This window comes from Ruegeria sp. CDSB086, from assembly GCF_059611065.1.
Window position 1 is genome coordinate 96,532 of record NZ_JBXWOV010000007.1, and the last position, 22,808, is coordinate 119,339.

A 22,808-nucleotide genomic window follows, 5' to 3' on the forward strand; every position below is an offset into this window, starting at 1 on the left:
GGTCAACTTCTTACGTGAACCTGAGACACCAACGAAGGAGTATCGCCATGAGCGTGAGCGCACATCTGACCGAACTGAAGAAAAAGCACGAAACTCTCGGTCTTGAAGTTGAACAAGCCCAACGCGCGCCAGGTATCGATGATCTCCATATCGCTCAACTCAAAAAACAAAAACTAAGGCTAAAAGAAGAGATCGAACGCCTGTCAGCCTAGGTTTTCATACTCGCCCGCGCGGCAATGGCCGCGCCGCCAGTAATCAATAGCGCCGCGATCGCCAGACCCCAAGACGGGGCGGCGATCCCGGCCACAGCCAAAGCTAGCGTAGACAACAAGGGTGCCGCGTACGACGCCGTCCCCAAGAGTTGTATGTCGCCTTGCTTGACCCCGATATCCCAGACATAGAACGCCAACCCCACCGGCCCCAGGCCCAGTGCGATCACTGACGCCCAGCTAAAGGCACTGTCAGGCCAGACGGTATCTTCGACAACAAGGTGCAGCACACCGGATGCTATGGCAGTCGCAATGCAGAAAACGGCGACAGAGCTGGTTGGCGTATCGCCCAGCCGACGCGACAGGACCGAGTATCCAGACCACGTCAACGCGCATAACAAGGCCAAGGCGTAGCCGGGCAGGTGGTCGGTCTGAAACCCTGTGCTGCCGCCTCCGGCGATGATCACGGCAGCCCCTGCAAACCCCAGACATGCGCCAAACAAATGTCCCATGCGCAGGTGTTCGCCCGGCAAAAGCCCGGAAAACAACACGATGAGCAACGGCCAGAGATATGCGATCAGACCAGCCTCGGCCGCCGGGGCCATGCGAAGGGCCGAGAAATATAGCGCGTGATAGCCGAACAACCCGATTGTGCCGAACAGATAGGTAGTCCACGGCACGTCCCGCAATTGCCGCAACCCACCGCTGCGCCAAGTCCAGATCAGGCCAAGTGTTCCACCAATCGAAAAGCAGATTGCATTCAGCAACAGTGGCGGCGTGGGGGATGACCCGACGGTGAACAAGGCCAGCAGCGACCACAGCAAGACGGCGGCAAACCCGATGGCTGTAGCGCGCGATTTGGTCATAGGCTTTGAACCTCTTGGACCGGGATGATGTCGAATTCGTCCGAGATATGCGCGGTCTTTTCGATCTCGGCCATGAACCAGTCGCGGAAGGCGGCGATTTGGGGCCTATTTTCTGCACCTGGCAAGCACAGAAACCGAAACCGGCCTTGTGTTTCGATAGCCGTTTTGAACGGAGCAACAAGACGTCCCTCGGTAAGGTCCTTCAAGATCATAGCCCGGCGACCCAGTACCACGCCAACGCCCGCAACCGCTGCATCAATTGCGTGGTCTGCGTTCGAAAAATGCGCGCCATGCGTTGGGGCATATTCCACTCCGACCGCGCGGAACCAGGTCGGCCAATCGCTGGGCGGTTGTAGGAACGCAATCGAATCGTCAAAGATCAATGGTGCGTCCCGCAGGCTGTCGGGGGTGGGGAATTGCTCGGCCAGATCTGGTGTCATCACCGGTGTCAGCCATTCCTTGCGAACTTGCAGGGAATACAATCCTTCATCCCCCCCGTAACCAAATCGAATGGCCACATCCACGTCATCACGTTCAAGATCCATAATCCGCAACGTTGCCGAGAATTTCAGGTCAATCTCGGGATGCGCCCGTGCAAATTCATACAGGCGCGGTGCCAGCCATTTGGCTGTCAGCGCCGGGCCTGCTGTCACGGTCAGCGAGGTATCGTTGCCCTGTCGGCGCGCAGCTTGCCATGCCGTCTGCAGTGCGGCGAATCCTTCGGCCGCGCCGGGGGCAAGGGCGCGTCCGGCCTCGGTCAACTCAACCGCGCGGTTCAAGCGGTGAAACAAGGGCCGGCCCAGATGTTCCTCCAGTGACTTGATCTGGAAAGACAGGGCTGCCGGGGTCACGCGCAACTCCTCTGCGGCTTTGGCAAAGGACATGTGGCGTGCTGCTGCGTCGAAGGCACGCAGGGCAGTTAGCGGGGGAAGGTAATCGCTCATCAATACGCAAGAATATCTTAACTGAAACCCAAAGAAAGCTCGTTTGTCGCCTTTCTTGATAAGGCGCATATTGGGTTCAAGTCAAACATAGCTGAACTGAAAGGATGACTGCCATGATCGAAATGACGACCAACCCCGCAGCTGCCCGCGCCTTTCAGCGGGCCCATGCTGAACGTGGCAAGATGATCAAACACGCCCTTATGTGGCTATTCGGTTCCCGCTGAGCGCAGCGCGCGCGTTCTTACGGGATAAAAAAGGGCCGGTCCGAAATGGACCGGCCCGTTGTCTTTTCTACGCTTCAAATCAGACGAAGAATTGCGCACCGTTGGCCGAGATGGTCGAGCCATTGATGAACTGAGAATCGTCGGATGCCAGGAACGCCACGCAGCGCGCGATTTCTTCGGGCTCACCCAGGCGACCTGCTGGGATCTGGCCGATAATGGATTCGCGGACTTTTTCAGGAACAGCCATCACCATCTCGGTTGCGATATAGCCGGGGCAGATCGCGTTGGCGGTAATGCCTGCACGCGCGCCTTCCTGCGCCAGCGATTTCACGATGCCCAGATCGCCTGCTTTGGTCGCGGCATAGTTCACCTGAGCGAACTGGCCCTTCTGACCATTGATCGAGCTGATGACGATGACGCGGCCGAACTTACGCTCGCGCATGCCGTTCCAGACAGGGTGCACTGTGTTAAACACGCCGGTCAGGTTGGTGTCGATTACCTGGTGCCACTGTTCGGGGGTCATCTTGTGGAAGGGTGCGTCGCGAGTGATGCCCGCGTTTGCAACCACGATGTCGATCGCGCCAACCTCGGCTTCGACTTTTTCAATTCCGGCTTTGGATTCGTCATAATCAGCGACGTTCCACTTGTAGGTGGCGATGCCGGTCTCTTCGGTGAACTTCGCGGCGGCTTCGTCGTTCCCCGCATAGGTGGCTGCAACATTGTACCCTTCGGCCTTGAGCGCCTTGGAAATTGCTGCGCCGATGCCGCGGGAGCCGCCGGTAACGAGTGCTGTACGTGCCATTTAGGAATCCTCCAATTAAAGTCGTCTTGGTAATGCTGTTACTTTGAGAGGTGATCGTGCGCAATATTGTTTCGTCATGATTCTCTAAATTCCGCGTGGCAATATCGTCGCATCTTTGGGTTAAGGCCCCAATGTAACAAAAAAAGGGCGCCCAAGGGACGCCCTTTTCTATTCGCTTGTCAAAGCACTTAGTCGCGCTCCACGCACAGGGCGACGCCCATGCCGCCGCCGATGCAGAGAGTGGCGAGACCTTTCTTCGCGTCGCGGCGTTTCATTTCGAATAGCAGCGTGTTCAGAACGCGGCAGCCCGAAGCGCCGATCGGGTGACCGATGGCAATGGCGCCGCCGTTCACGTTCACGATCGATGGATCCCAGCCCATGTCCTTATTCACGGCGCAGGCCTGTGCGGCAAACGCTTCGTTCGCCTCGACCAGATCCAGATCGTCAACGGACCAGCCCGCTTTTTCCAGCGCTTTGCGCGAAGCGTAGATCGGGCCTACGCCCATGATCGACGGGTCCAGACCGGCGGTTGCATAGGATGCGATACGGCCCAGTGGCTCGATTCCGCGCTTTTCAGCATTTTCGGCGGACATTAGCAGGGTCGCCGCCGCGCCGTCATTCAGGCCGGATGCGTTTGCGGCCGTGACCGAACCGTCCTTTGCGAAGGCCGGACGCAGCTTTGCCATCGCTTCCATGGTGGCGCCGTGGCGGATGTATTCGTCAGCGTCCATCACGATGTCGCCCTTGCGGGTCTTGATGGTGAAGGGCGTGATTTCGTCGGCGAACTTGCCAGCCTTTTGCGCGGCTTCAGCCTTGTTCTGCGACGCGACGGCGAATTCGTCCTGCATGTCACGGCTGATTTGCCATTTCTCGGCGACGTTTTCAGCGGTCTGGCCCATGTGATAGCCATTGAACGCATCCCACAGACCATCGCGGATCATCGTGTCGATGTATTTCATGTCGCCCATCTTTTGACCGGCACGCAAAGCGGCGGCGTGGGGCGAAAGAGTCATGTTCTCTTGTCCACCGGCAGCAACGATCTCGGCGTCGCCCAGTTGGATGTGCTGAGCACCCAGGGCCACGGCGCGCAGGCCCGAGCCGCAAACCTGATTGATACCCCAGGCTGCGCTTTCCTGCGGCAGACCAGCGTTGATATGTGCCTGACGGGCGGGGTTCTGACCCTGAGCTGCCGTCAGCACCTGTCCCAGTATGGTTTCGCTGACTTCGCCCTTTTCCACACCTGCGCGTTCTACTACAGCCTCCAGTACGGCGGCCCCAAGATCATGCGCGGGTGTGTTTGCAAACGAGCCGCCAAAGCTGCCCACTCCGGTGCGCGCGGCGGATGCGATTACTACGTTGGTCATTTAGACAATCCTTTACCGTCAAGGTCCTGCGGGATATTCGACGGCGCGGATCGCACAGAGACAACTCTGTGGCAGTAAGAGCGCCTCATGTTCCCCGCTCCAACTCCACATGGCATAGCGCAACGCTGCAGTTGCAGCAACGGTCAGCTTGCCTCAGGTCGGGCGTGGACCGGATAAATCACTCTAACTGGCTGTATGTTTGCGCTTTTCCGCCTTCCACGGGGCGGAAACGGTAGGGGCGCCAAACAGGAACCCCTGCAGGCAGTCGACGCCGTTGGCAATTAGGAATTCGGCATCCTTCTGTGTTTCGACTGATTCGGCGGTCACCAGAATCTCGAATTCTCGCGCCACGGCGATCAGGGCCCGTACCAAAGCCTGATTGTCCCGATTTTCGCCGATTCCGTGGATGAACTGGCCGTCGATCTTGGCAGCATCAAAGAAAAACTCGCGAAAATTGCGAAAGCTGAAATTGCTGGCCCCAAAGTCGTCAAGCGCAAAGGCGATGCCGCGCGGCTGCAGCCGGTCCATGAAATCGATCACCAGCTCAGGCACCGTCATAGCCGAGCTTTCTGAGATTTCCAAAATCAGCCTTTCGCCAATATTGGGGTCTTTCTTCAGAAACCGCTCCAGCACACGTGACCATCGCGCGTAACCGATCGAACGGGCAGACATGTTGATGGACAGGCGAATGTCGGGGTTTTTGGTCAGCGTCCGCAATCCCATTTCAAGCGCGACACAGTCCAGTTCGCGCCCGATTGGAGTGTTTTCCAGTTGTGGCATGAACTCGCGCGCGGGGATGACCCGACCGGTTTCATCCAGCACTCTGATGAACCCTTCATAGAAAGCGACGTCATGCTGCCTGTTCGCTTGCATCACAGGTTGAAAGGCCAGTTTGCACTGTTTGTGCTTCACCGCCTCGGTCGCCATTTCAATCGTCGAGGCATCGCGGGATTTGACAGCCGCGTTCAAGGGGCTGTCCCCACCTTCGGGCAAATCTGCCAGTACCTTCTTCCGCATGTGCAACCCGTTTCCCTTAACGCCGCCGGTCCGGTGACGATTTCAGAGGAAAGGTGTGAATCTGCGGTTAAGACAAACGCAATTGATTGAAGTCAGGTTTGGGTCAACGAGTCGTTTCCCAGATGCGTCCCAGCGCTGCAAAGCCACCGACCACCGCACCCATGAACCCCAAAAGCATCATACCAAAGCCCAACGCGACAATCCCCGTCGCGCCTCCAGCCAGCGCCGTCAACATAGCGAGCACCACTCCGGTAAGACCCATAACGGTGGAAAGGGTTGTCAGTCTGGTCATGTTGCCTCCGGTTACTCGCACTGCACACATCGATTGGATATGGGACGTGAGGGCCGGATTTCAAGAATCAGGTCGGATAGGTCGGCGGTATCAGGCCTGTTTTGCTTGCGTATTGGGCTGTTTGGTGTCGAATTGTTCGAATCCGGGCGTTCCACGATCTTCCGGGTGGCGGTCCAGATGCTTGGCTTTAATCTGTTCGGAATTGTCCCGGCTGCCATCATGGCTGTAGCCGGGGGGGGCAAAGCAATAAGCCAGTCGCTGACGCATTGTCAGGCCCGGTTGTGTCGCGTCGCGCCAAATTCCAACCCATTCGTGAAAGGCCACACGCAGCGGGTTGAAGGTGCCGATATTGTGAACCAACCCATAGTCGACGCGGTCGTCTTCCTGTTCCGGCACGAAGGTCCCGAACAGCTTGTCCCAGATGATGAAAACGCCGGCATAGTTGCAGTCCAGGTAGCGTGCATTGCGACCATGATGGGCGCGGTGGTGGCTGGGCGTGTTCATCACCGCCTCAAACCAGCGGGGCATTTTGCCAATCGCCTCGGTGTGAATCCAGAACTGATAGATCAGGTTCAGACCACCCACGAACAGCACCATCGCCGGATGGAAACCCAGTAGGATCAGAGGCGCGCGAACTACCATCATGAAGGTAAACGTATAGGTCCATGTCTGACGCAGGGCGGTGGTAAGGTTGTAGTGTTGCGAGCTGTGGTGGTTCACGTGGCTGGCCCAGACCCAGCGAATGCGGTGACCAAAGCGGTGCACCCAGTAATAGCGGAAATCATCCAGCACAAAGCACAGAAGGATAACAGGGATAGAGGTGCCCAGGTTCAGCGGCGTGATCTGCCACAGCCACATGAAGAATGCATAGGCGATAAACCCCAACAGAAAGCCGGATGCGATGTTGCCAGCTCCCATGATCAGCGATGTAACGGCGTCCCGCGTCTCATAGCGGCCGCCGCGTCCTTTGACGGCGATCCACAGAAACTCGGCCAGAATAGCAGCTATGAAAAAGGGGACGGCCCACTGCACGGCGTCCGGGAAAGTTACGTGGTCGGTCATGCGGGCTCCATCAGGTGCTGCCAGTGGCGGCGTTCGCGTTGGTCAAGGTGGATTATGGCTTTGGGCGTTCCGAAGTCGTGGAATTGAACCTGGAACCCTTGCGGGTGATCCAGCAGATCAAAGTCCAGCAGGTGCCGGGCAACGGTGTCTGCACCAAAAGACCACAGCAGACCATTTCCTGTTTCGGTTCGGATCAGGGCCGCGTGCCCGTCATGTGCAACGGTGACATCGATGATCGAATCATCCGGCGCATGACGCAGCCATTCTGACCACGCCAATTCGGGCGATAGCACGCGCAATCGGGATCTGCCTGTCAGGTGCAGCAACAGGGTTATCCCGGCGATGCCTCCGACCACCAGAACCAATAGAATTTCAAGCGGCATTCCGTCCTCCTGCGCGGCAGAGTGCAAAGCGGCAGGCAGGCTGTCAAAGGTGGCGTCGCGTCAGCTATGTTCCAGACTGTCCAGAACCTCATACTGGACGACTCGCTGGACAAACGGCACCAAGCCGTCCGGCCCCGAGGCGCGATCCTTTAGGTGGATACAGATATCGGGCCTGCGCGCCGCGATGATGCCCACCATCTCGCCGCGTATCCTGTCATCAAGGCCGGCACCCATGATCGCGCAAGCGATGCGCGGCTCTTCGTCCAGCTGCCGTTTGACTTCTTCCTGATCATGCGCGCCAAGCCATTGGATCGGAAGGTGATCCAATTGACGCGCAACATCACCGATCACGTTGGGCAATTTTCCAATCAACAGAACTACCGGTTTCATCGTCGTCTCCCCTTCCTTCAGGTTGCAAACGAAAACCGGCCCATCTGGGCCGGTTTCAGCATACCACAAAACGTTCAGGAAGGCCTGATGCTTCAGCTGTTGCCCTCGACAAGGGTTGAAACGATGGCCTTGGCGCTGTCCGAATTCCACTCGGCATCGCCAATCAATCGAGCAATCTCATTGCCGTCGGGATCCAGAATGACGGTGATTGGCAGGGCGATCACGCCCATTTTGCGTGCAACTGCCGATTGGGGATCCTGATGACGTGGCAGGTTGTCGATGCCGTTTTCCTCGAAAAACTTCTTGATCCCGGCTGGCGAGTTACGCCCTGTGGCCAGTGTCACGACCTCGAACTTGTCGCCGCCGAATTCTTCTTGCAGCTCGGCGATCTGAGGCATTTCCTTGCGACACGGCGCGCACCAGGTGGCCCAGAAGTTCAGCAGAACATACTTGCCCTTGTAATCCGCAAGCGTCGCGGTGCCGCCGTCATCCTCAAGCTGAAATTCAACTGCTTCGACTGGCTTTGGCTCTTTGTGCAGGATCAGCCGTTTCAGGGAGTCCTCCCGGAGCGGTGCCAGAGTTTCGGCATCCGTGGCCAAAGCCGCGTTTGCACCCAACGCAAGGGCCATATAAAGGGGGATCAGACGAAATAGGCGCATATCAACTCCGGGTTTTCTTACATGACCGATCAATCTTCGAACCAGATGTGGGGCGGCCGCTTTGCCGCCGGTCCAGACGCGATCATGGAGGCGATCAACGCCTCGATCGGGTTCGATCAGCGGATGGCAGCCCAGGACATTGCAGGCTCGCGTGCCCATGCCGCCATGCTGGCTGCCACAGGTGTTATTACTGATAGTGACGCGCAGGCTATTCGGGAAGGGCTGCTCACCGTTTTGTCAGAAATCCAGAACGGAGAATTTCAGTTCTCGACCGCGCTGGAAGACATCCACATGAATGTCGAGGCGCGCCTGAAAGAGGTGATTGGCGAACCCGCAGGTCGTTTGCACACAGGCCGGTCGCGCAATGATCAGGTGGCGACCGATTTCAAACTATGGGTCCGCGATCAGTTTGATGCGGCTGAATCCGGCCTGCTGGCCCTGATCCGCGCGCTTTTGGCGCAGGCTGAGGCTGGCGCTGATTGGGTCATGCCCGGCTTTACCCATCTGCAGGTGGCGCAGCCCGTCACATGGGGCCATCACATGATGGCCTATGTCGAGATGTTTGGCCGCGATCTGTCCCGTGTCCGCGATGCACGCGCCCGGATGAACGAATCCCCCTTGGGTGCTGCCGCGCTGGCTGGAACGTCCTTCCCCATCGATCGTCAGATGACGGCTGAGGCGCTGGGCTTTGACCGCCCCGCCGCCAACTCGCTGGACGCCGTCAGCGACCGTGATTTCGCGCTGGAATTCTTGTCGACCGCCTCAATCTGCGCTGTACACCTGTCGCGTTTTGCCGAAGAGCTGGTGATCTGGTCTTCAGCCCAGTTCCGCTTTGTTACGCTGTCCGACCGGTTCTCGACCGGTTCGTCAATCATGCCGCAGAAAAAGAACCCTGATGCCGCGGAACTGATCCGTGCCAAAGTGGGTCGGATTTACGGTGCGAATACTGCGCTGATGATGGTGATGAAGGGCCTGCCTCTGGCGTATTCAAAGGACATGCAGGAAGACAAGGAACAGGTCTTTGACGCCGCCGACAATTGGATGCTGGCTCTGGCCGCGATGGAAGGCATGGTCAAGGACATGACCGCCAACCGTGAAAGCCTTGCTGCCGCCGCAGGGTCTGGTTTCTCGACCGCGACCGATCTGGCCGATTGGCTGGTCCGTGTGCCGGGCCTGCCGTTCCGCGACGCGCACCACGTTACCGGATCGCTGGTCGCCATGGCCGAAAGCAAGGGCTGTGACCTGCCTGATCTGACACTGGAAAACATGCAATCGGTCCATGCGGACATCACCGACAATGTCTATTCTGTCCTTACCGTCGAAAATTCGGTAAACTCACGCCAGTCTTATGGTGGCACAGCGCCGGATCAGGTGCGTGCCCAGGTCAAGCGGTGGAAGGCGCTGGTGTGATGCAGATACTACGTGTGGTGCTTCTTATTTCGGCCGGGGCTCTTCTGGTCGGCTGTGGAGCGGACGGCGAACCCATCCAACCCACGATGAGCGCAAATATCGGTGTTGGCAGCAGTGGCACCTATGGCGGTGTCGGGGTCGGCCTTCGACGCGGCGGGGTCGGCGTTTTCCTGGGGCTGTAGTCGTCGATAGCAATCTCGCATTACCATGCCTATTTGAACGGCATATTGGCCGAGTGCCAAATTCAAAAAAGAAGTCAAGACAATGAAAATCATCGGCCTGATCCTCTCGCTTGTCGTGCTGGCAGCCTGCGACCCAACGTATAAACCCCGCCCCGAGCCCGCAGAGACATCAACCGGGAACGGCATCAAAATCTCTGGCTATGGCCGGGTCGGTGTTTCCACATCGAACTGATCTTGCGCGGAATCCATTGATCCGCGCGGCCATTTTGGTCTAAGCGCGCAGTCATGGATCACTTTCTCTACCGCGACGGCGCGCTATACGCCGAGGATGTCCCGATTTCCGAAATCGCAGCTGCGGTCGGAACACCGTTCTATGTTTACTCCACTGCGACGCTATTGCGGCATTTCCAACTGTTCGACGATGCGCTGGACGGCATGGATCATCTGGTCTGTTATGCGATGAAGGCGGCCAGCAATCAGGCGATCCTGAAGACGCTGGCACAGGCCGGCGCAGGGATGGACGTGGTTTCGGGCGGGGAATACCTGCGTGCCAAGGCGGCGGGCATACCGGGTGACAAGATCGTGTTCTCGGGCGTTGGCAAAACCGCGGATGAGATTCACGCTGCGCTGAGCGGCGGTATCCGCCAGTTCAACGTGGAATCCGAACCCGAGATGGAAGTGATCAACGCCATCGCGTTGGAACTCGGGGTGGTTGCACCGATCACCGTTCGGGTGAATCCGGATGTTGACGCAAAAACCCACGCCAAGATCGCGACTGGCAAGTCAGAGAACAAGTTTGGGATCCCGATCGCCCGCGCATCTGAGGTCTACGCCCACGCTGCCAGCCTTCCGGGGCTGGAGGTGATCGGTATCGACGTCCACATCGGCTCGCAATTGACCGAGTTAGAGCCGTTCGAGATGGCCTACACCAAAGTCGCCGAACTCACCGAAAAGCTGCGGTCTGAGGGTCATAACATCCGCCGTCTTGATCTGGGCGGGGGATTGGGCATTCCATACACCCGCGCCAATGACGCTCCGCCCTTGCCGGTGGAGTATGGCGCGTTGATCAAAAAAACGCTGGGCCATCTGGGCTGCGAGATTGAAATCGAACCCGGGCGTCTTATTGCCGGTAATGCGGGTTTGATGGTGAGCAAAGTGATCTATGTGAAATCAGGCGAGGGTCGTGACTTCCTGATTCTGGATGGCGCGATGAACGACCTGATCCGCCCGGCGATGTATGAGGCGCATCACGATATTGTTGCTGTGCAGGAACCCGCTCCGGGCGTTGAACAACAACCCTATGACATTGTCGGCCCGGTTTGCGAAAGCGGTGATACTTTTGCAAAGGAACGCAACATGCCGCCGCTGGCACCGGGCGATCTGGTCGCGTTCCGCAGTGCCGGGGCCTATGGCGCGGTTATGTCCAGCGAATACAATACCCGCCCCCTGATCCCCGAGGTTCTGGTGCATGGGGATCAATTTGCAGTTATTCGTGAACGGCCAAGCTTTGACGAAATCATAAACCGCGATACCATACCCGAGTGGCTTTGACGCGATAACCGCGCGGGCCCGCTCAGGAGGCCTGCCTTGACCGCAAGACATAACCTGCCGATTCCAAGACTTTCCCTGTGGCTGACGCACGCAGGGATGCTGGCCGAGCAGTTTTTGCGCGCATTTTGGCCGTTTTTCTCGGTTTTGATGGCAATTCTGGCGGCTTTGATGCTGGGCTTGCAGGACGAGGTCCGCGTTGAAATCGTCTGGGGCGTGGGCGCTGTCGCACTGTTGGGGCTGGCCGCTACGCTGATTGTTGGTGCAAGGCGATTCCATTTCCCTTCACGGACCGAAGCGCTGATGCGGCTGGATGCGGCGATGCCGGGACGGCCTATCCAAGCTTTGATAGATGATCAGGCCATCGGCGCGATGGACGCGGATTCTGTCGCGTTGTGGCGTGCGCACCAGAATAGGATGGCGCGACGTGTTGCGCAGGCCGAACCTGTCAAACCCGATTTGCGGCTGGCGGATCGCGACCCTTATGCGCTGCGCTATTCGGCGTTGCTGGCGCTGGTGATCGCGGCGATGTTCGGGTCGTTCTGGCGCATCGGCTCGGTGGCCGAGATGACGCCGGGCGCCGCCGTGGCAGGGCAAGGTCCAAGCTGGGAAGGCTGGGTTGAGCCGCCCCGTTACACCGGGCTACCGACGCTGTATCTGGCTGATCAATCCGATCCGACGTTGTCCGTTCCGCAGGGCAGTCGTATCACTCTTCGCTTCTACGGGGAAATCGGCGCGCACAGTTTGACGGAAACCACCACGCCTTTGGGCACTGAGGCGGCCACCGAGCCGGAGCAGGATTTTGTCGTCGAACGCTCGGGCCAGTTCAAAATCGACGGCCCATCGGGCCGCGACTGGGCGCTGAACGTTATTGCGGATACCCGCCCACAGGTGGCCGTGGCCGGTTCCGCCGAGTCCGAGGCCGGCGGTCAGATGAAACTGCCATTTGCTGCCAGCGATGATTATGGCGTGGTATCCGGCTCGGCTGTGATCGAATTGGATCTGGCCTCAGTCGACCGGCAGTATGGTCTGACGGCTGCGCCTGAGCCGCGCGAGGTCATAACGGTTGAACTGCCCATGCCGATCACCGGCGACCGGGCGGATTTCACCGAAGATCTTATCGAGGATTTTTCACAGCATCCATGGGCGCATTTGCCGGTAAAAATCACTTTGATGGCCCGAGACGCGGCGGATCAAGAGGGGCAATCCGAGCCTTATGCGACTGCGCTGCCCGCCCGTCGGTTCTTTGATCCGCTGGCGGCTGCCGTAATCGAACAGCGCCGCGATCTACTGTGGACGCGCGAAAACGCGACCCGGGTTTCGCAGATGCTGCGGGCGGTATCGCACCTGCCCGAAGAGCTTTTCCGGTCCGACACCGCCTATCTGCGCTTGCGCGTGATCCTACGCCGGTTGGAAATGTTCAACGAGTACGGCCTGAAACAGGAACAGCAGGCAGAAATCGCCGAGGCGCTTTGGGAGCTAGGCGTTCTGATAGAAGACGGCACCCTTGCCGACGCGCTGGAACGCATGCGCCGGGCGCAGGAACGTCTGACCGAGGCGATGAAAAACGGTGCCACCGATGAAGAGATCGCCGAGTTGATGCAGGAATTGCGCGAGGCAACACAGGACTACATGCGCCAATTGCAGCGTCTGGCGCAGGAAAACGGCGATTTCGACGAGAACCAGCAAGGTCAGGACGGCGAGTCCATGCAAATGACGCAGGACGATCTGCAGCGCATGATGGACCGAATTCAGGAGTTGATGGAACAGGGCCGCATGGCCGAGGCGCAGCAAGCGCTGGAAGAGTTCCAGCAGATGATGGAGAATATGCGCGTTACCCAGGGCCAGGGTCAGGGACAACAGTCCGAAGGCCAGCAGGCGATGGAAGGATTGGCCGAAACTCTGCGCGAACAGCAGGGTCTGAGCGATCAAGCCTTCCGTGATCTGCAGGAACAGTTCAACCCCGGCGCGCAAGCCGGCGAAAGCCAGGGCAACGAAGGCCGCTCGGGTGGGCAGGGCCGGGGCCAGAGCCACGAAGGACAAGGCGGTCAGGGTCAGGGGACTGACGAACAGGGCAGCGGCAGCCAGCAAGGCCAGGGGTCACTTGCAGATCGCCAACAGGCTTTACGCGATGAGCTGAACCGCCAGCAGCAAGGATTGCCCGGAACCGGAACGCCCGAAGGTGACGCCGCGCGCGATGCGCTGGACCGTGCCGGGCGCGCGATGGAGGGTGCCGAGGAAGCCCTGCGCGGCGATGATCTGGCCGAAGCAATCGACCAACAGTCCGAAGCGATGGAGGCCCTGCGCGAGGGCATGCGATCCCTGGGCGAAGCGCTGGCGCAAAACCAGCAGAACCAGCCGGGCCAAGGTTCGCAGGAAGGCGACATGCAAGCCGACAACCGTGATCCGCTGGGCCGTAGCCCGGGGGCCAATGGCACAATCTCGACCGATGAAAATCTGCTGCAGGGTGAAGATGTCTATCGCCGCGCTCGCGAATTGCTGGACGAAATCCGTCGCCGGACTGGGGAATCGGATCGCCCCCAGATCGAACTTGAATACCTCAAACGCCTGTTAGAGAGGTTCTGATCTAAGTCAGTTCTGAGAGGTGCCAGACCCGGTCTGTGCCTCAAGCCACAAACGCGCCTGATCCACCAGAGAGACATAGCTGTTGAGAACCGGATCAGCCTGCGGCACCGCTTCGGAAATCTTCTGAGAATTGCTGTAGATCAGCAACAGGATCACGCCGATAATCAGAATCAGCAGGAACCCGCGCCGGAATCCGCCAGACTTGCGCGGTGGGGGCATGTCTTCGTCCAGCTTTGGCAGGGGGTCGTCGCTGCGTAGGCTGGAATTGATTGCCTCGACGTCCGGCAGCGCGTCTTTCTGACCGAAATCCTTTGCGGTTTCTGTCGCGATCAGGTCCTTAGCGGCTTTTTCCACTTCGGGCGGCGCGTCGAGTGCCAAATCGGTCTGCGTCTCAAGGCTGCCGCCTTCGTGGGCGCGCAGGTCTGCTTCGCGGGCCGCTTCTTCCTTGAGGATGTTGGCAACCGCCGGGTCGACATTGCCGGTCGAGGAATCTGCGGCAGGTTCGGGTTCTGATTTGGGCTCTTCGACAGGTTTCGCGACAATCTCTGGCGTTTCCGCCTTTGCCGCGGGTTCGTCCGCGGGCGGTTCCGGCTTTACCGGTTCAGATGCAGTTTCGGGGTATTTGGCCTGAAACCAAGTCTTTTCGCAGTTGGAACACTGCACATCGCGGCCTTCCTCGGGAATGACCTCGTCTGGCACTTCGTACTGAGCACCACAATTCGGACAAGTAAGACGCATGCTGCCTCCCGGTCGGGGGCCCGACCTGATAATAGTTTTTTCAGGGATGTTATTCCGTTAAGACCTGACCGCAAAGGGTGTTTTCGGTTTCACACGGCAAGTGTCACCAATTCGACCCGGTGCAGGCATTGAAACCACAACCGCGCTCGGGCAAGAAGGGCGGCAACAATAATTGGGGGCCCTTGTGATCGAGCTGGAAAACGTCAGCTACACCTATGGTGATGGTGAGTTGCTAAGCGACGTGTCGCTTCAGTTGCAGCCGGGGTCGTTCCATTTTCTGACCGGTCCGTCGGGTGCGGGCAAGACGACCTTGCTCAAGCTATGTTATGGCGCGTTGCTGGCCACATCAGGACGGATGACCGCATTTGAGCAGGACATTGCACGCCTGGACCGAGATCAGATGGCGCTGCTGCGTCGCCGGATCGGGGTCGTGCATCAGGATTGCCGATTTCTGGACCATATGACCTTGGCTGAAAACGTCGCTTTACCTTTGATGGTGTCCGGCAAAGGCGAGAATGCGCAGAAAGAAGACCTGCTGGAATTGCTGAACTGGGTCGGGCTGGGCACACGGCTCGATGCGCTTCCGCCGGAGCTTTCCGGGGGTGAGCGTCAGCGCGCAGCTTTGGCGCGGGCGGTTATCTTGTCGCCGGACGTTGTGCTGGCCGATGAGCCGACCGGCAATGTGGATTGGGAAATGTCCCAGCGATTGCTGCGCCTGCTGGTCGAGTTGAACAAGATGGGCAAGACCGTGCTGATCGCGACCCATGACCTGAGCCTGATCCGCGCGGCCAAAAGCCAGGTTCAGGCCCGTGTCCTTCGGATATCGCAGCGCCAGATTCAATTGGCGGGGGCGGATCTATGAACAAGGGCACCATCCGCAGCATGCTGGTGCGCGACAAACGCGCAGATCGGGTTGTTCCACCATCCGGCTACACGGCGCAGCTGACACTGTTCGTTTCTGGCGCGATGGCCTTTCTGGCCGTTTTCGCGCTTGCCTTGTCGCTGGCATCAGGCCGGCTGGCCGACCGTTGGGCATCGGAACTAGCAGGGGCTGCCACTTTGCGTATAAACGCGCCCGCCGAACAGCTTTCCGCCCAGACCGAGGCCGCGCTGACCGTGCTGGCCCAAACCCCAGGCGTTGCGTCGGCACGCGCCCTGACCGCAGAGGAACAGGTCGCGCTTTTGTCCCCGTGGTTCGGTCCTGATTTGCCGCTGGATACGCTGCCTATTCCGCAACTGATAGAAATCATCGAGGGCGAACCGGGTCTAGATACCGCTGGCTTGCGCTTGCGACTTGGCGCCGAAGTGCCCGGCGCCGTGCTGGACGACCATTCACGCTGGCGCGAGCCGCTGGTCGAGGCGGCAAACTCGCTGCGGCGATTGGGCTGGGTGTCTATCCTGCTGATTGGCGGCGCAACGGCGGCGATGATCACGCTGGCGGCCAATGCCTCACTGGCGGCCAATGCCCAAATCATCGAAGTCCTGCGCCTTGTCGGTGCCCGTGATCGTTTTATCGCCAGCGCATTTGTACGGCGGTTCACATATCGCGCTTTCTTCGGTGCCCTCGTTGGCGTGCTGTTCGGCATGACCGGTGTTCTGCTGTTGCCCGAAGCCTCAGTTGAAGGCGGGTTTCTGACCGGATTGGGTTTTCAGGGGGTTGGCTGGCTGTTGCCTGCGCTGATACCTCTGCTGGGGGCTGCGGTGGCGTTCTTGGCCACCTGGACAGCGGCCGTGCGCAAATTGAAGGAGCTTTCGTGATGGTTACAGCGATCCAATGGGTGCGCTCTTTGATCTTCATGATCGTGATTTATGCGTGGATGCTGATCCTTGGTATCGTTTTCGCGCCCTACGCGCTGTTTACCAAACGCGGGGCATTGCAAGCCTGTAAAACCTACGCGCGATCGACGATCTGGTTGGCCAGCTGGATGGTTGGCATCCGTTGTGAGGTTCGCGGAAACGTTCCCGTGGACGAGGTCGTGATCGGAGCCAAACACCAGTCCTTTCTCGACATCATCATGATTTTCAGCGCCATTCCGCACGGCAAGTTCATTATGAAAAGGGAACTGCTGTATACCCCGGTTATCGGTCTCTATGCCCGCCGCCTTGGGTGTATACCGGTTGATCGCGGCAGAAAGGGTGCTGCCGTCGCCAAGATGGTCAAAGACGTGGCTAAAGAGTTCTCTGAGCCCGGGCAGCTTGTGATTTACCCGCAGGGCACGCGCGTCGCACCGGGGGCGAAGAAACCCTACAAGGTCGGGACAGCGGTTCTGTATGAAGGACTGGGCTTTCCTTGTGTGCCGGTTGCGACGAATGCCGGTGTCTTCTGGCCGCGTACCGGGGTTATGCGCAAACCTGGTCTTGCAATCGTCGACTTTCTTGACCCGATCGAACCGGGTGTGGGGCGGGATCAATTTCTTGAACGTCTGGAAGACGTGATCGAAACACGATCCAATGCATTGATGCGAGAAGTGGGGTTTGAACCGGATGGAGCTCATTAAGAACATCGAAACGCTTGAGGCGCTCTACGGCACACCGGGCGCGCCTTCACTGCGCAAAGTGGCCAGACAGCTCACTCCGCTTTATCGCAAATGGATCATGGCGTCGCGCCTGTGCATCCTCAGCACCGTCGGGCCCGAGGGTGTCGATGGCAGCCCGCGAGGTGACGACGGCCCGGTTGTACTGGAACTTGATCCGCACACACTGGCGATGCCTGACTGGCGCGGAAATAACCGGCTGGACAGTCTGCGCAATATCGTGCGCGACCCGCGAGTGTCGTTGATGTTCATGGTGCCGGGGTCCAACAGTGTCGTACGATTGAATGGCACGGCGCATGTGACGGCTGATGAAAATTTGCGCGCGCAGTTCGAAAAGCAGGGCAAAAAACCAGCAACAGTAATCGTTATAGAAATCACTGAGATTTACACCCAATGCGCCCGCGCTTTGATGCGCGCCCGTACTTGGGTCAGTGGCGACGAGACCGCGCATGTGCCGACCGTCGGTGAAATCCTCGCCGAGGCGTCGGACGGCGAGGAAGGCGGCACGCAATATGATCAGGAGTGGGGTGTGCGCGCCGCGAAGACGATGTGGTAGGCGCGGGATCAGGCTGCCGCGGCACCGATCCGGGCTACCTTTGATATCCAACGATCCACGCTGCCGGGTTTGGGATAGCTGGCGCCCGAAAAGTAAGTGAACCGGGTCGGTTTGAAGCCGACAAATCCCAGAATCTGATCGCGGATCTGGCGGATCAGTGCTTGCCTGTAGATGAAACGCATGAACCAACCCGGCGTGTCAGATGTAAGGATGACCCGCGCCGTGCGCCCTGTCAGCATAGGTGCTGGAAAGCCGATCCTTGTAGTATTCCGCGTGTCGAAGGTGCGTCCGGGGATGAATGCCCTGTCAATCAAACCTTTCAGCTTGGCCGGTAAGCCGCCCCACCACATCGGCGCCGTCAGGACAAGGTGTTCGCTCCATTCAAAATCCTGCAGCACTTGTTCCAATGCGGGTTCTAACGGTTTGAAGTCCTCATAGTTTCCCTGACCGAAATCTTGGTCAAATTGCAGGTCGCTTAGGTGAATCATGCGAACGTCGTGCCCCTGTTGTTTGGCCGCGTCGGCATAGGTTTCTGCAAATGTTCGGGACAGGCTGGTTTCGCCTGGGTGTCCGTCGAGGATCAGGATTTTCTTAGGGTGCATCGCGAATCTCCAAAAATGACCGTGGTCAGTTTATTATTGGAAAAAATGACCACGGTCAATTACAAATTTGACCACGGTCAAAAAACATGCGAATAGAGCATATGCAAAAGACAGTTCAAAAGAGAACCCTCAAAACGCGCGCCCGATTAATCGAGGCCGCAGAGGACGTTACCGAAAGAAATGGCTATCAGGCTTTGCGAGTGGAAGACGTGGTTCAGGCAGCCGGGGTCGCAAAGGGAACCTTTTTTTCGCATTTCCGGGACAAAGACGCGCTAATGGAAATGCTGATTGGTGAGAGGCTGGTTGCCTGTTTCGATCAGGTCGAACAAGGTCCTGTCCCTCGCACGGCTCCCGAAATCGCCGATGCCCTGCAACCGATCCACGCCTTCATGACGTCCGAGCGTTATGTGTTCGATCTGATCATCCGGTACTCAGGCGCTACCGCAATCACCGAGATCGGGCCCATAGCGCGCTGCTTCGAACGCTATGTCCGACTGGTCGCTGTTTGGTTGGAAACCGCGAAAGTGCGCAAGGACATTTCCCCCGATTTGTTGGCCGAGGGGGTTCAGGCCTTTGCTATTCAGTCCATGTCGCTGAAGTTTTGCGCGCTGCATGAGGCAGAGAGCTTTTCAGATAGGTTAGAAATCTATCTGGACGCGTGGTTAACCCCGGCAGCCTGACGGCGGCCGGGGTTTCATATTAACTGTGAATCGGTCCGTCGCCACAGGCCAACGCAGCCTCACGCACGGCTTCCGAATAAGTTGGGTGGGCGTGGCAGGTCAGGGCCAGATCCTCGGCCGAGGCGCCGAACTCCATCGCCACACAGACTTCATGAATCAGATCGCCGGCACCGGGGCCGATGATGTGGCAGCCCAGAATGCGGTCGGTTTCCTTGTCGGCCAGGATTTTGACAAACCCATCGGTCATTAAATTCGCCTTGGCGCGGCCGTTGCCCATGAACATAAACTTGCCGACCTTATAGGCGCGGCCCTGTTCTTTCAGGGTCTCTTCGGTTTCGCCAACATTGGCGACCTCGGGCCATGTGTAGATCACACCCGGGATGACGCCGTAGTTCACGTGCCCATGCTTGCCCGCAACCTGCTCGGCTGCGGCCATACCTTCATCTTCGGCTTTGTGCGCCAGCATGGGGCCTTCTGTTACGTCACCGATGGCGTAAATGCCCGGCACGTTTGTCTGCCAATCGGCCCCCACTTTGATCTGACCACGCGGTGTCATTTCAACACCCAACGCTTCCAGACCCAAACCATCCGAGTACGGTTTGCGTCCGGTGGCGACCAGTACTGTATCAGCCTCGATCACATGTTCGCTGTCATCCTTGCGCAGTTTGTAGGTCACCTTTGCCTTGGTCTTGGTGGCTTCGGTCTTTTGGACCGCCGCGCCCATGACAAATTTTAGGCCTTGTTTCTTGAGGATGCGCTGGAAGGTTTTCTGAACTTCGGGGTCCATGCCAGGGGTGATCGCGTCGAGGAATTCAACCACAGTCACCTCCGCGCCTAGACGCTGATAGACCGAGCCCAGTTCCAGCCCGATCACGCCCGCGCCGATCACCACCAACTTCTTTGGCACCTTGTTCAGCGACAGAGCGCCGGTCGAAGTCACCACAACCTTTTCGTCAACGTCGACACCGGGCAGTGAGGACGGTTCGGACCCAGATGCGATAATTATGTTCTTGGCGGTGTGAACCTCGTCGCCCACTTTGACCTGACCCGCGGCAGGGATCGAGCCCCAACCTTTCAACCAGTCGATCTTGTTTTTCTTGAACAGGAACTCGATACCCTTGGTATTGCCGTCGATCGTTTCCTGCTTGTAGCCCTGCATTTGTTTCCAATCGACCGAGGGGCTTTTGCCCTTCAGGCCCATCTTGGCAAAGTTATGCTCGGCCTCGTGAAGCTGATGGCTGGCATGCAGCAGCGCCTTCGAGGGGATACAGCCCACGTTCAGGCACGTGCCGCCCAGAGTTTCACGCCCTTCGACGCAGGCAGTCTTCAGACCCAGCTGAGCGCAACGGATGGCGCAAACATAGCCGCCGGGGCCTGATCCGATTACGATAACGTCATAATTTGCCATGTGTCAGGTCCTTATCGTTTACGGGGATGGCGGCAATTTTCTGCACGCCGGGGCGTTTCCCCATTACATTATCCATGCCAGCGACTGAATCAAAAGACAGCCGCCAGCAACATTACGGTGTTGGCCGCCAAGCCAACGATCCAGATCACGGTTCGCCAAGGCGTCCAACCCAATGCGTAGGCGGGGACGTAGAGGATGCGGACGATCAAATAGATCCAGCTACAGGCCGCAGTGAGCCCGTTCGACTGGCCCGAAACCGTCACGACAAGCGCCGCAATTGCGAACAGAACCAACCCTTCGGTGTGGTTGCTGAGGGCACGGTGCAGACGCCCCGAAACCCCCGGTTTGTCAAAAGGGATATCTCGCGGGCCAACCGCAAGACCAAGGTCAATCTTACCGTGCCCGGCAGCCAGGTAGACTACGAATTGTGCGACCCAAAGTAATGCGGCAAGGGTCAGGACGGTTAGTTCCGTGGTCATCCAGTGGTTCCCTTTGAGCAGTCGAAAGTCATCGCGTTACCCGTTCGTGCCGCGCCCCCAATGGGCAGGCGCAGCTTCATGCTTTCAGACAGGGTCCAGAACCTTGGTCTGGATATGTGCCACGCCACCACGTTCGTGGTGCATGGCCAGCTCTTCGGATTCGATGAAGCTCTGGGCCCGGTCGAGATCGGTGATCTCGAACAACGCGACCGCGTGGTCCTTGCGATCAGGGTCTTTCCAGATATGGAGGTCGCGGATGCCCGCGGCCTCTCTCATCGGTTTGTCTTCTTCAAACACCTTCAGCCAGACATCAAAGTCGGCCACGTCGGCTTGCCAGAGTACATGTGTCGCCATGATTACAGATCCATCAGCAGACGGCGCGGGTCTTCCAGCGCCTCTTTCACACGTACAAGGAACGTCACCGCGCCCTTGCCGTCAACAATCCGGTGGTCATAGGACAGTGCCAGATACATCATCGGGCGGATCTTGATCTCACCATTGATGACCATCGGACGGTCCTGGATCTTGTGCATGCCAAGGATACCCGACTGCGGTGGGTTCAGGATCGGCGAAGACATCAGCGAGCCATAGACACCACCATTCGAGATGGTGAAGGTGCCGCCCTGCATCTCTGCCATGGACAACTTGCCGTCGCGGGCGCGCTTGCCCTTTTCGGCGATAGCCTTTTCGATATCCGCGAAGGACATGCTGTCGGCGTCGCGGATGACAGGAACAACCAGACCTTGCGGCGTACCGGCGGCAACGCCCATGTGCACGAAATTCTTGTAGACGATGTCCGTGCCATCGATCTCGGCGTTGACTTCCGGAACCTCTTTCAGCGCGTGACAGCATGCCTTGGTGAAGAAGGACATAAAGCCCAGTTTCACGCCGTGCTTTTTCAGGAACAGGTCTTTGTATTCATTGCGCAGGCCCATCACCTCGGTCATGTCCACCTCGTTGAAGGTGGTCAGGATTGCCGCAGTGTTCTGCGCATCCTTCAAACGCTTGGCGATGGTTTGGCGCAGGCGGGTCATGCGCACACGCTCTTCGCGGGCGGCATCCTGTGCTGCGACCGGTGCCCGAGGCGCTTGCGCCGGTGCCGGTGCTGCCGCCGTAGGTGCCGGGGCCGCAGCCGTAGCCGCTGCGCGGGCAACATCCTCTTTCATGATCCGCCCATCACGACCGGTGCCTGTGACCTGATCCGCGGACAAACCGGCCTCTGCCATAGCTTTTTCGGCGGATGGCGCGTTGGCGATGTCCTTGCCGGTGCTTGCTGCTGCAGCCGGGGTTGCCGCCGCAGCTGCCGGAGCAGCGACGGACCCTGCCGCTGCGCCGGAAATCACCGCCAGTTTGGCCGACGCCTCAACTGTTGCGCCTTCGGGGGCAACGATTTCTGCCAGAACACCCGCAGCCGGGGCCGGAACCTCGACCGAGACCTTGTCGGTTTCCAGCTCACACAGCATCTCGTCCTGTGCGACGCTGTCGCCGACCTGTTTGAACCATGTCGAAACGGTCGCTTCAGTCACGGATTCACCCAAGGTCGGCACCATGACGTCAACACTGCCGCCAGACGCCGCCTGAGCAGCCGCAGCCGCCGGGGCCGGTACGGCTACCGGGGCAGGAGCTGCGCCTTCACCTGCAGCGATGGTGGCCAGCAGAGCGTCAACGCCAACGGTTTCACCTTCTGCGGCGACGATTTCGCCCATCACGCCAGCGGCAGGAGAAGGGACTTCGACGGTGACCTTGTCAGTCTCCAACTCACACAACATTTCATCAACCGCGACGGCGTCGCCGGGTTTCTTGAACCATGTCGCAACCGTGGCTTCGGTAACCGACTCGCCAAGCGTGGGAACTCGAACTTCAATGGACATCG

Annotated in this window: 27 protein-coding genes; 11 read left to right on the forward strand and 16 right to left on the reverse strand. The window is 58.7% G+C overall.

Going from position 1 to position 22,808, the window contains the following annotated elements; all coding sequences use genetic code 11:
* The first annotated feature begins 47 nt into the window (after positions 1 to 47).
* Positions 48 to 212 carry a YdcH family protein gene (locus AC2FIO_RS15470; protein WP_082649277.1) on the forward strand — a complete coding sequence of 55 codons (165 nt, stop codon included), beginning with the start codon at positions 48 to 50 and terminating at the stop codon, positions 210 to 212.
* On the opposite strand, the gene yddG is transcribed toward AC2FIO_RS15470, so the two are convergent.
* From yddG to AC2FIO_RS15520, 10 genes are all read right to left on the reverse strand, one after another.
* Positions 209 to 1,075, reverse strand: coding sequence for an aromatic amino acid exporter YddG (gene yddG, locus AC2FIO_RS15475; protein ID WP_496698732.1), 867 nt, complete (start codon positions 1,073 to 1,075; stop codon positions 209 to 211). The two genes, AC2FIO_RS15470 and yddG, sit on opposite strands and share 4 nt — an antisense overlap.
* Complete coding sequence (locus tag AC2FIO_RS15480) at positions 1,072 to 2,019, reverse strand: transcriptional regulator GcvA (protein ID WP_496698733.1); 948 nt, start codon at positions 2,017 to 2,019, stop codon at positions 1,072 to 1,074. The genes yddG and AC2FIO_RS15480 overlap by 4 nt, the downstream gene beginning before the upstream one ends.
* Positions 2,020 to 2,322: 303 nt before the next feature.
* Complete coding sequence (phbB, locus tag AC2FIO_RS15485) at positions 2,323 to 3,045, reverse strand: acetoacetyl-CoA reductase (RefSeq protein ID WP_109312925.1); 723 nt, start codon at positions 3,043 to 3,045, stop codon at positions 2,323 to 2,325.
* Positions 3,046 to 3,233: 188 nt separating this feature from the next.
* Positions 3,234 to 4,409, reverse strand: coding sequence for an acetyl-CoA C-acetyltransferase (locus AC2FIO_RS15490; protein ID WP_109312924.1), 1,176 nt, complete (start codon positions 4,407 to 4,409; stop codon positions 3,234 to 3,236).
* Positions 4,410 to 4,592: 183 nt separating this feature from the next.
* Positions 4,593 to 5,426: an EAL domain-containing protein gene (locus AC2FIO_RS15495; RefSeq protein ID WP_282169819.1), complete on the reverse strand. Its 834-nt coding sequence runs from the start codon at positions 5,424 to 5,426 to the stop codon at positions 4,593 to 4,595.
* Positions 5,427 to 5,529: 103 nt separating this feature from the next.
* Complete coding sequence (locus AC2FIO_RS15500) at positions 5,530 to 5,718, reverse strand: hypothetical protein (RefSeq protein WP_282120095.1); 189 nt, start codon at positions 5,716 to 5,718, stop codon at positions 5,530 to 5,532.
* Between the two features lie 90 nt (positions 5,719 to 5,808).
* Positions 5,809 to 6,780: a sterol desaturase family protein gene (locus tag AC2FIO_RS15505; RefSeq protein WP_058278810.1), complete on the reverse strand. Its 972-nt coding sequence runs from the start codon at positions 6,778 to 6,780 to the stop codon at positions 5,809 to 5,811.
* Positions 6,777 to 7,163 carry a hypothetical protein gene (locus tag AC2FIO_RS15510; protein ID WP_496698737.1) on the reverse strand — a complete coding sequence of 129 codons (387 nt, stop codon included), beginning with the start codon at positions 7,161 to 7,163 and terminating at the stop codon, positions 6,777 to 6,779. The genes AC2FIO_RS15505 and AC2FIO_RS15510 overlap by 4 nt, the downstream gene beginning before the upstream one ends.
* A 60-nt stretch (positions 7,164 to 7,223) precedes the next feature.
* Entirely contained in the window at positions 7,224 to 7,553 is a 330-nt protein-coding gene (locus tag AC2FIO_RS15515; protein ID WP_058278908.1) for a hypothetical protein, read from the reverse strand.
* 92 nt (positions 7,554 to 7,645) lie between these two features.
* Complete coding sequence (locus AC2FIO_RS15520; protein WP_058273552.1) at positions 7,646 to 8,212, reverse strand: TlpA disulfide reductase family protein; 567 nt, start codon at positions 8,210 to 8,212, stop codon at positions 7,646 to 7,648.
* A 21-nt stretch (positions 8,213 to 8,233) separates the two neighbouring features.
* On the opposite strand from AC2FIO_RS15520, the gene argH reads away from it, so the two are divergent.
* From argH to AC2FIO_RS15545, 5 genes are all read left to right on the forward strand, one after another.
* Positions 8,234 to 9,622 (forward strand): argininosuccinate lyase, encoded by a 1,389-nt coding sequence (gene argH, locus AC2FIO_RS15525; protein ID WP_496698740.1) that lies wholly within the window; start codon positions 8,234 to 8,236, stop codon positions 9,620 to 9,622.
* Entirely contained in the window at positions 9,622 to 9,804 is a 183-nt protein-coding gene (locus tag AC2FIO_RS15530; RefSeq protein ID WP_496698742.1) for an argininosuccinate lyase, read from the forward strand. The genes argH and AC2FIO_RS15530 overlap by 1 nt, the downstream gene beginning before the upstream one ends.
* 82 nt (positions 9,805 to 9,886) lie before the next feature.
* A complete protein-coding gene (locus AC2FIO_RS15535; protein ID WP_186437433.1) occupies positions 9,887 to 10,036 on the forward strand; it encodes a hypothetical protein in 150 nt (49 codons plus the stop codon).
* Positions 10,037 to 10,089: 53 nt separating this feature from the next.
* Positions 10,090 to 11,355, forward strand: coding sequence for a diaminopimelate decarboxylase (gene lysA, locus AC2FIO_RS15540; protein WP_496698744.1), 1,266 nt, complete (start codon positions 10,090 to 10,092; stop codon positions 11,353 to 11,355).
* Between the two features lie 36 nt (positions 11,356 to 11,391).
* Positions 11,392 to 13,938: a TIGR02302 family protein gene (locus AC2FIO_RS15545; RefSeq protein WP_496698746.1), complete on the forward strand. Its 2,547-nt coding sequence runs from the start codon at positions 11,392 to 11,394 to the stop codon at positions 13,936 to 13,938.
* Positions 13,939 to 13,944: 6 nt separating this feature from the next.
* On the opposite strand, the gene AC2FIO_RS15550 is transcribed toward AC2FIO_RS15545, so the two are convergent.
* Positions 13,945 to 14,676, reverse strand: coding sequence for a zinc-ribbon domain-containing protein (locus AC2FIO_RS15550; protein ID WP_496698748.1), 732 nt, complete (start codon positions 14,674 to 14,676; stop codon positions 13,945 to 13,947).
* A gap of 184 nt (positions 14,677 to 14,860) precedes the next feature.
* On the opposite strand from AC2FIO_RS15550, the gene AC2FIO_RS15555 reads away from it, so the two are divergent.
* From AC2FIO_RS15555 to AC2FIO_RS15570, 4 genes are read left to right on the forward strand one after another with little or no spacing between them, the layout of a single operon-like run.
* Positions 14,861 to 15,538 carry a cell division ATP-binding protein FtsE gene (locus tag AC2FIO_RS15555; protein WP_058273548.1) on the forward strand — a complete coding sequence of 226 codons (678 nt, stop codon included), beginning with the start codon at positions 14,861 to 14,863 and terminating at the stop codon, positions 15,536 to 15,538.
* On the forward strand, positions 15,535 to 16,434 hold the full coding sequence (locus AC2FIO_RS15560) for a cell division protein FtsX (protein ID WP_282120101.1): 900 nt from the start codon (positions 15,535 to 15,537) through the stop codon (positions 16,432 to 16,434). The genes AC2FIO_RS15555 and AC2FIO_RS15560 overlap by 4 nt, the downstream gene beginning before the upstream one ends.
* Complete coding sequence (locus AC2FIO_RS15565) at positions 16,434 to 17,174, forward strand: lysophospholipid acyltransferase family protein (RefSeq protein WP_496698751.1); 741 nt, start codon at positions 16,434 to 16,436, stop codon at positions 17,172 to 17,174. Before AC2FIO_RS15560 ends, AC2FIO_RS15565 begins: the two co-directional genes overlap by 1 nt.
* Positions 17,161 to 17,766 carry a pyridoxamine 5'-phosphate oxidase family protein gene (locus tag AC2FIO_RS15570; protein ID WP_282169813.1) on the forward strand — a complete coding sequence of 202 codons (606 nt, stop codon included), beginning with the start codon at positions 17,161 to 17,163 and terminating at the stop codon, positions 17,764 to 17,766. The genes AC2FIO_RS15565 and AC2FIO_RS15570 overlap by 14 nt, the downstream gene beginning before the upstream one ends.
* 8 nt (positions 17,767 to 17,774) lie before the next feature.
* Here the strand turns inward: AC2FIO_RS15570 and AC2FIO_RS15575 are convergent, their stop codons facing one another.
* Positions 17,775 to 18,368 carry an NAD(P)H-dependent oxidoreductase gene (locus AC2FIO_RS15575; protein ID WP_496698753.1) on the reverse strand — a complete coding sequence of 198 codons (594 nt, stop codon included), beginning with the start codon at positions 18,366 to 18,368 and terminating at the stop codon, positions 17,775 to 17,777.
* Positions 18,369 to 18,469: 101 nt separating this feature from the next.
* On the opposite strand from AC2FIO_RS15575, the gene AC2FIO_RS15580 reads away from it, so the two are divergent.
* Positions 18,470 to 19,048 carry a TetR/AcrR family transcriptional regulator gene (locus AC2FIO_RS15580; RefSeq protein WP_496698755.1) on the forward strand — a complete coding sequence of 193 codons (579 nt, stop codon included), beginning with the start codon at positions 18,470 to 18,472 and terminating at the stop codon, positions 19,046 to 19,048.
* 19 nt (positions 19,049 to 19,067) lie between these two features.
* On the opposite strand, the gene lpdA is transcribed toward AC2FIO_RS15580, so the two are convergent.
* From lpdA to odhB, 4 genes are all read right to left on the reverse strand, one after another.
* Complete coding sequence (gene lpdA / locus AC2FIO_RS15585; protein WP_496698757.1) at positions 19,068 to 20,456, reverse strand: dihydrolipoyl dehydrogenase; 1,389 nt, start codon at positions 20,454 to 20,456, stop codon at positions 19,068 to 19,070.
* A gap of 89 nt (positions 20,457 to 20,545) precedes the next feature.
* The gene (locus AC2FIO_RS15590; protein ID WP_472722843.1) at positions 20,546 to 20,935 is read right to left on the reverse strand and encodes an MAPEG family protein; all 390 of its coding nucleotides are present in this window, start codon (positions 20,933 to 20,935) and stop codon (positions 20,546 to 20,548) included.
* An 84-nt stretch (positions 20,936 to 21,019) separates the two neighbouring features.
* Positions 21,020 to 21,289, reverse strand: coding sequence for a hypothetical protein (locus AC2FIO_RS15595; RefSeq protein WP_058273540.1), 270 nt, complete (start codon positions 21,287 to 21,289; stop codon positions 21,020 to 21,022).
* Between the two features lie 2 nt (positions 21,290 to 21,291).
* Positions 21,292 to 22,806 carry a 2-oxoglutarate dehydrogenase complex dihydrolipoyllysine-residue succinyltransferase gene (gene odhB / locus AC2FIO_RS15600; RefSeq protein ID WP_496698760.1) on the reverse strand — a complete coding sequence of 505 codons (1,515 nt, stop codon included), beginning with the start codon at positions 22,804 to 22,806 and terminating at the stop codon, positions 21,292 to 21,294.
* Positions 22,807 to 22,808 lie beyond the last annotated feature (2 nt).

What these genes read in the sequence shown, in the direction of transcription:
- AC2FIO_RS15470 (WP_082649277.1), top strand. Translation starts at nt 48, where the DNA reads ATGAGCGTGAGCGCACATCTGACCGAACTGAAGAAAAAGCACGAAACT.
- yddG (WP_496698732.1), bottom strand. Translation starts at nt 1,075, where the DNA reads ATGACCAAATCGCGCGCTACAGCCATCGGGTTTGCCGCCGTCTTGCTG.
- AC2FIO_RS15480 (WP_496698733.1), bottom strand. Translation starts at nt 2,019, where the DNA reads ATGAGCGATTACCTTCCCCCGCTAACTGCCCTGCGTGCCTTCGACGCA.
- phbB (WP_109312925.1), bottom strand. Translation starts at nt 3,045, where the DNA reads ATGGCACGTACAGCACTCGTTACCGGCGGCTCCCGCGGCATCGGCGCA.
- AC2FIO_RS15490 (WP_109312924.1), bottom strand. Translation starts at nt 4,409, where the DNA reads ATGACCAACGTAGTAATCGCATCCGCCGCGCGCACCGGAGTGGGCAGC.
- AC2FIO_RS15495 (WP_282169819.1), bottom strand. Translation starts at nt 5,426, where the DNA reads ATGCGGAAGAAGGTACTGGCAGATTTGCCCGAAGGTGGGGACAGCCCC.
- AC2FIO_RS15500 (WP_282120095.1), bottom strand. Translation starts at nt 5,718, where the DNA reads ATGACCAGACTGACAACCCTTTCCACCGTTATGGGTCTTACCGGAGTG.
- AC2FIO_RS15505 (WP_058278810.1), bottom strand. Translation starts at nt 6,780, where the DNA reads ATGACCGACCACGTAACTTTCCCGGACGCCGTGCAGTGGGCCGTCCCC.
- AC2FIO_RS15510 (WP_496698737.1), bottom strand. Translation starts at nt 7,163, where the DNA reads ATGCCGCTTGAAATTCTATTGGTTCTGGTGGTCGGAGGCATCGCCGGG.
- AC2FIO_RS15515 (WP_058278908.1), bottom strand. Translation starts at nt 7,553, where the DNA reads ATGAAACCGGTAGTTCTGTTGATTGGAAAATTGCCCAACGTGATCGGT.
- AC2FIO_RS15520 (WP_058273552.1), bottom strand. Translation starts at nt 8,212, where the DNA reads ATGCGCCTATTTCGTCTGATCCCCCTTTATATGGCCCTTGCGTTGGGT.
- argH (WP_496698740.1), top strand. Translation starts at nt 8,234, where the DNA reads ATGACCGATCAATCTTCGAACCAGATGTGGGGCGGCCGCTTTGCCGCC.
- AC2FIO_RS15530 (WP_496698742.1), top strand. Translation starts at nt 9,622, where the DNA reads ATGCAGATACTACGTGTGGTGCTTCTTATTTCGGCCGGGGCTCTTCTG.
- AC2FIO_RS15535 (WP_186437433.1), top strand. Translation starts at nt 9,887, where the DNA reads ATGAAAATCATCGGCCTGATCCTCTCGCTTGTCGTGCTGGCAGCCTGC.
- lysA (WP_496698744.1), top strand. Translation starts at nt 10,090, where the DNA reads ATGGATCACTTTCTCTACCGCGACGGCGCGCTATACGCCGAGGATGTC.
- AC2FIO_RS15550 (WP_496698748.1), bottom strand. Translation starts at nt 14,676, where the DNA reads ATGCGTCTTACTTGTCCGAATTGTGGTGCTCAGTACGAAGTGCCAGAC.
- AC2FIO_RS15560 (WP_282120101.1), top strand. Translation starts at nt 15,535, where the DNA reads ATGAACAAGGGCACCATCCGCAGCATGCTGGTGCGCGACAAACGCGCA.
- AC2FIO_RS15565 (WP_496698751.1), top strand. Translation starts at nt 16,434, where the DNA reads ATGGTTACAGCGATCCAATGGGTGCGCTCTTTGATCTTCATGATCGTG.
- AC2FIO_RS15570 (WP_282169813.1), top strand. Translation starts at nt 17,161, where the DNA reads ATGGAGCTCATTAAGAACATCGAAACGCTTGAGGCGCTCTACGGCACA.
- AC2FIO_RS15575 (WP_496698753.1), bottom strand. Translation starts at nt 18,368, where the DNA reads ATGCACCCTAAGAAAATCCTGATCCTCGACGGACACCCAGGCGAAACC.
- AC2FIO_RS15580 (WP_496698755.1), top strand. Translation starts at nt 18,470, where the DNA reads ATGCAAAAGACAGTTCAAAAGAGAACCCTCAAAACGCGCGCCCGATTA.
- lpdA (WP_496698757.1), bottom strand. Translation starts at nt 20,456, where the DNA reads ATGGCAAATTATGACGTTATCGTAATCGGATCAGGCCCCGGCGGCTAT.
- AC2FIO_RS15590 (WP_472722843.1), bottom strand. Translation starts at nt 20,935, where the DNA reads ATGACCACGGAACTAACCGTCCTGACCCTTGCCGCATTACTTTGGGTC.
- AC2FIO_RS15595 (WP_058273540.1), bottom strand. Translation starts at nt 21,289, where the DNA reads ATGGCGACACATGTACTCTGGCAAGCCGACGTGGCCGACTTTGATGTC.
- odhB (WP_496698760.1), bottom strand. Translation starts at nt 22,806, where the DNA reads ATGTCCATTGAAGTTCGAGTTCCCACGCTTGGCGAGTCGGTTACCGAA.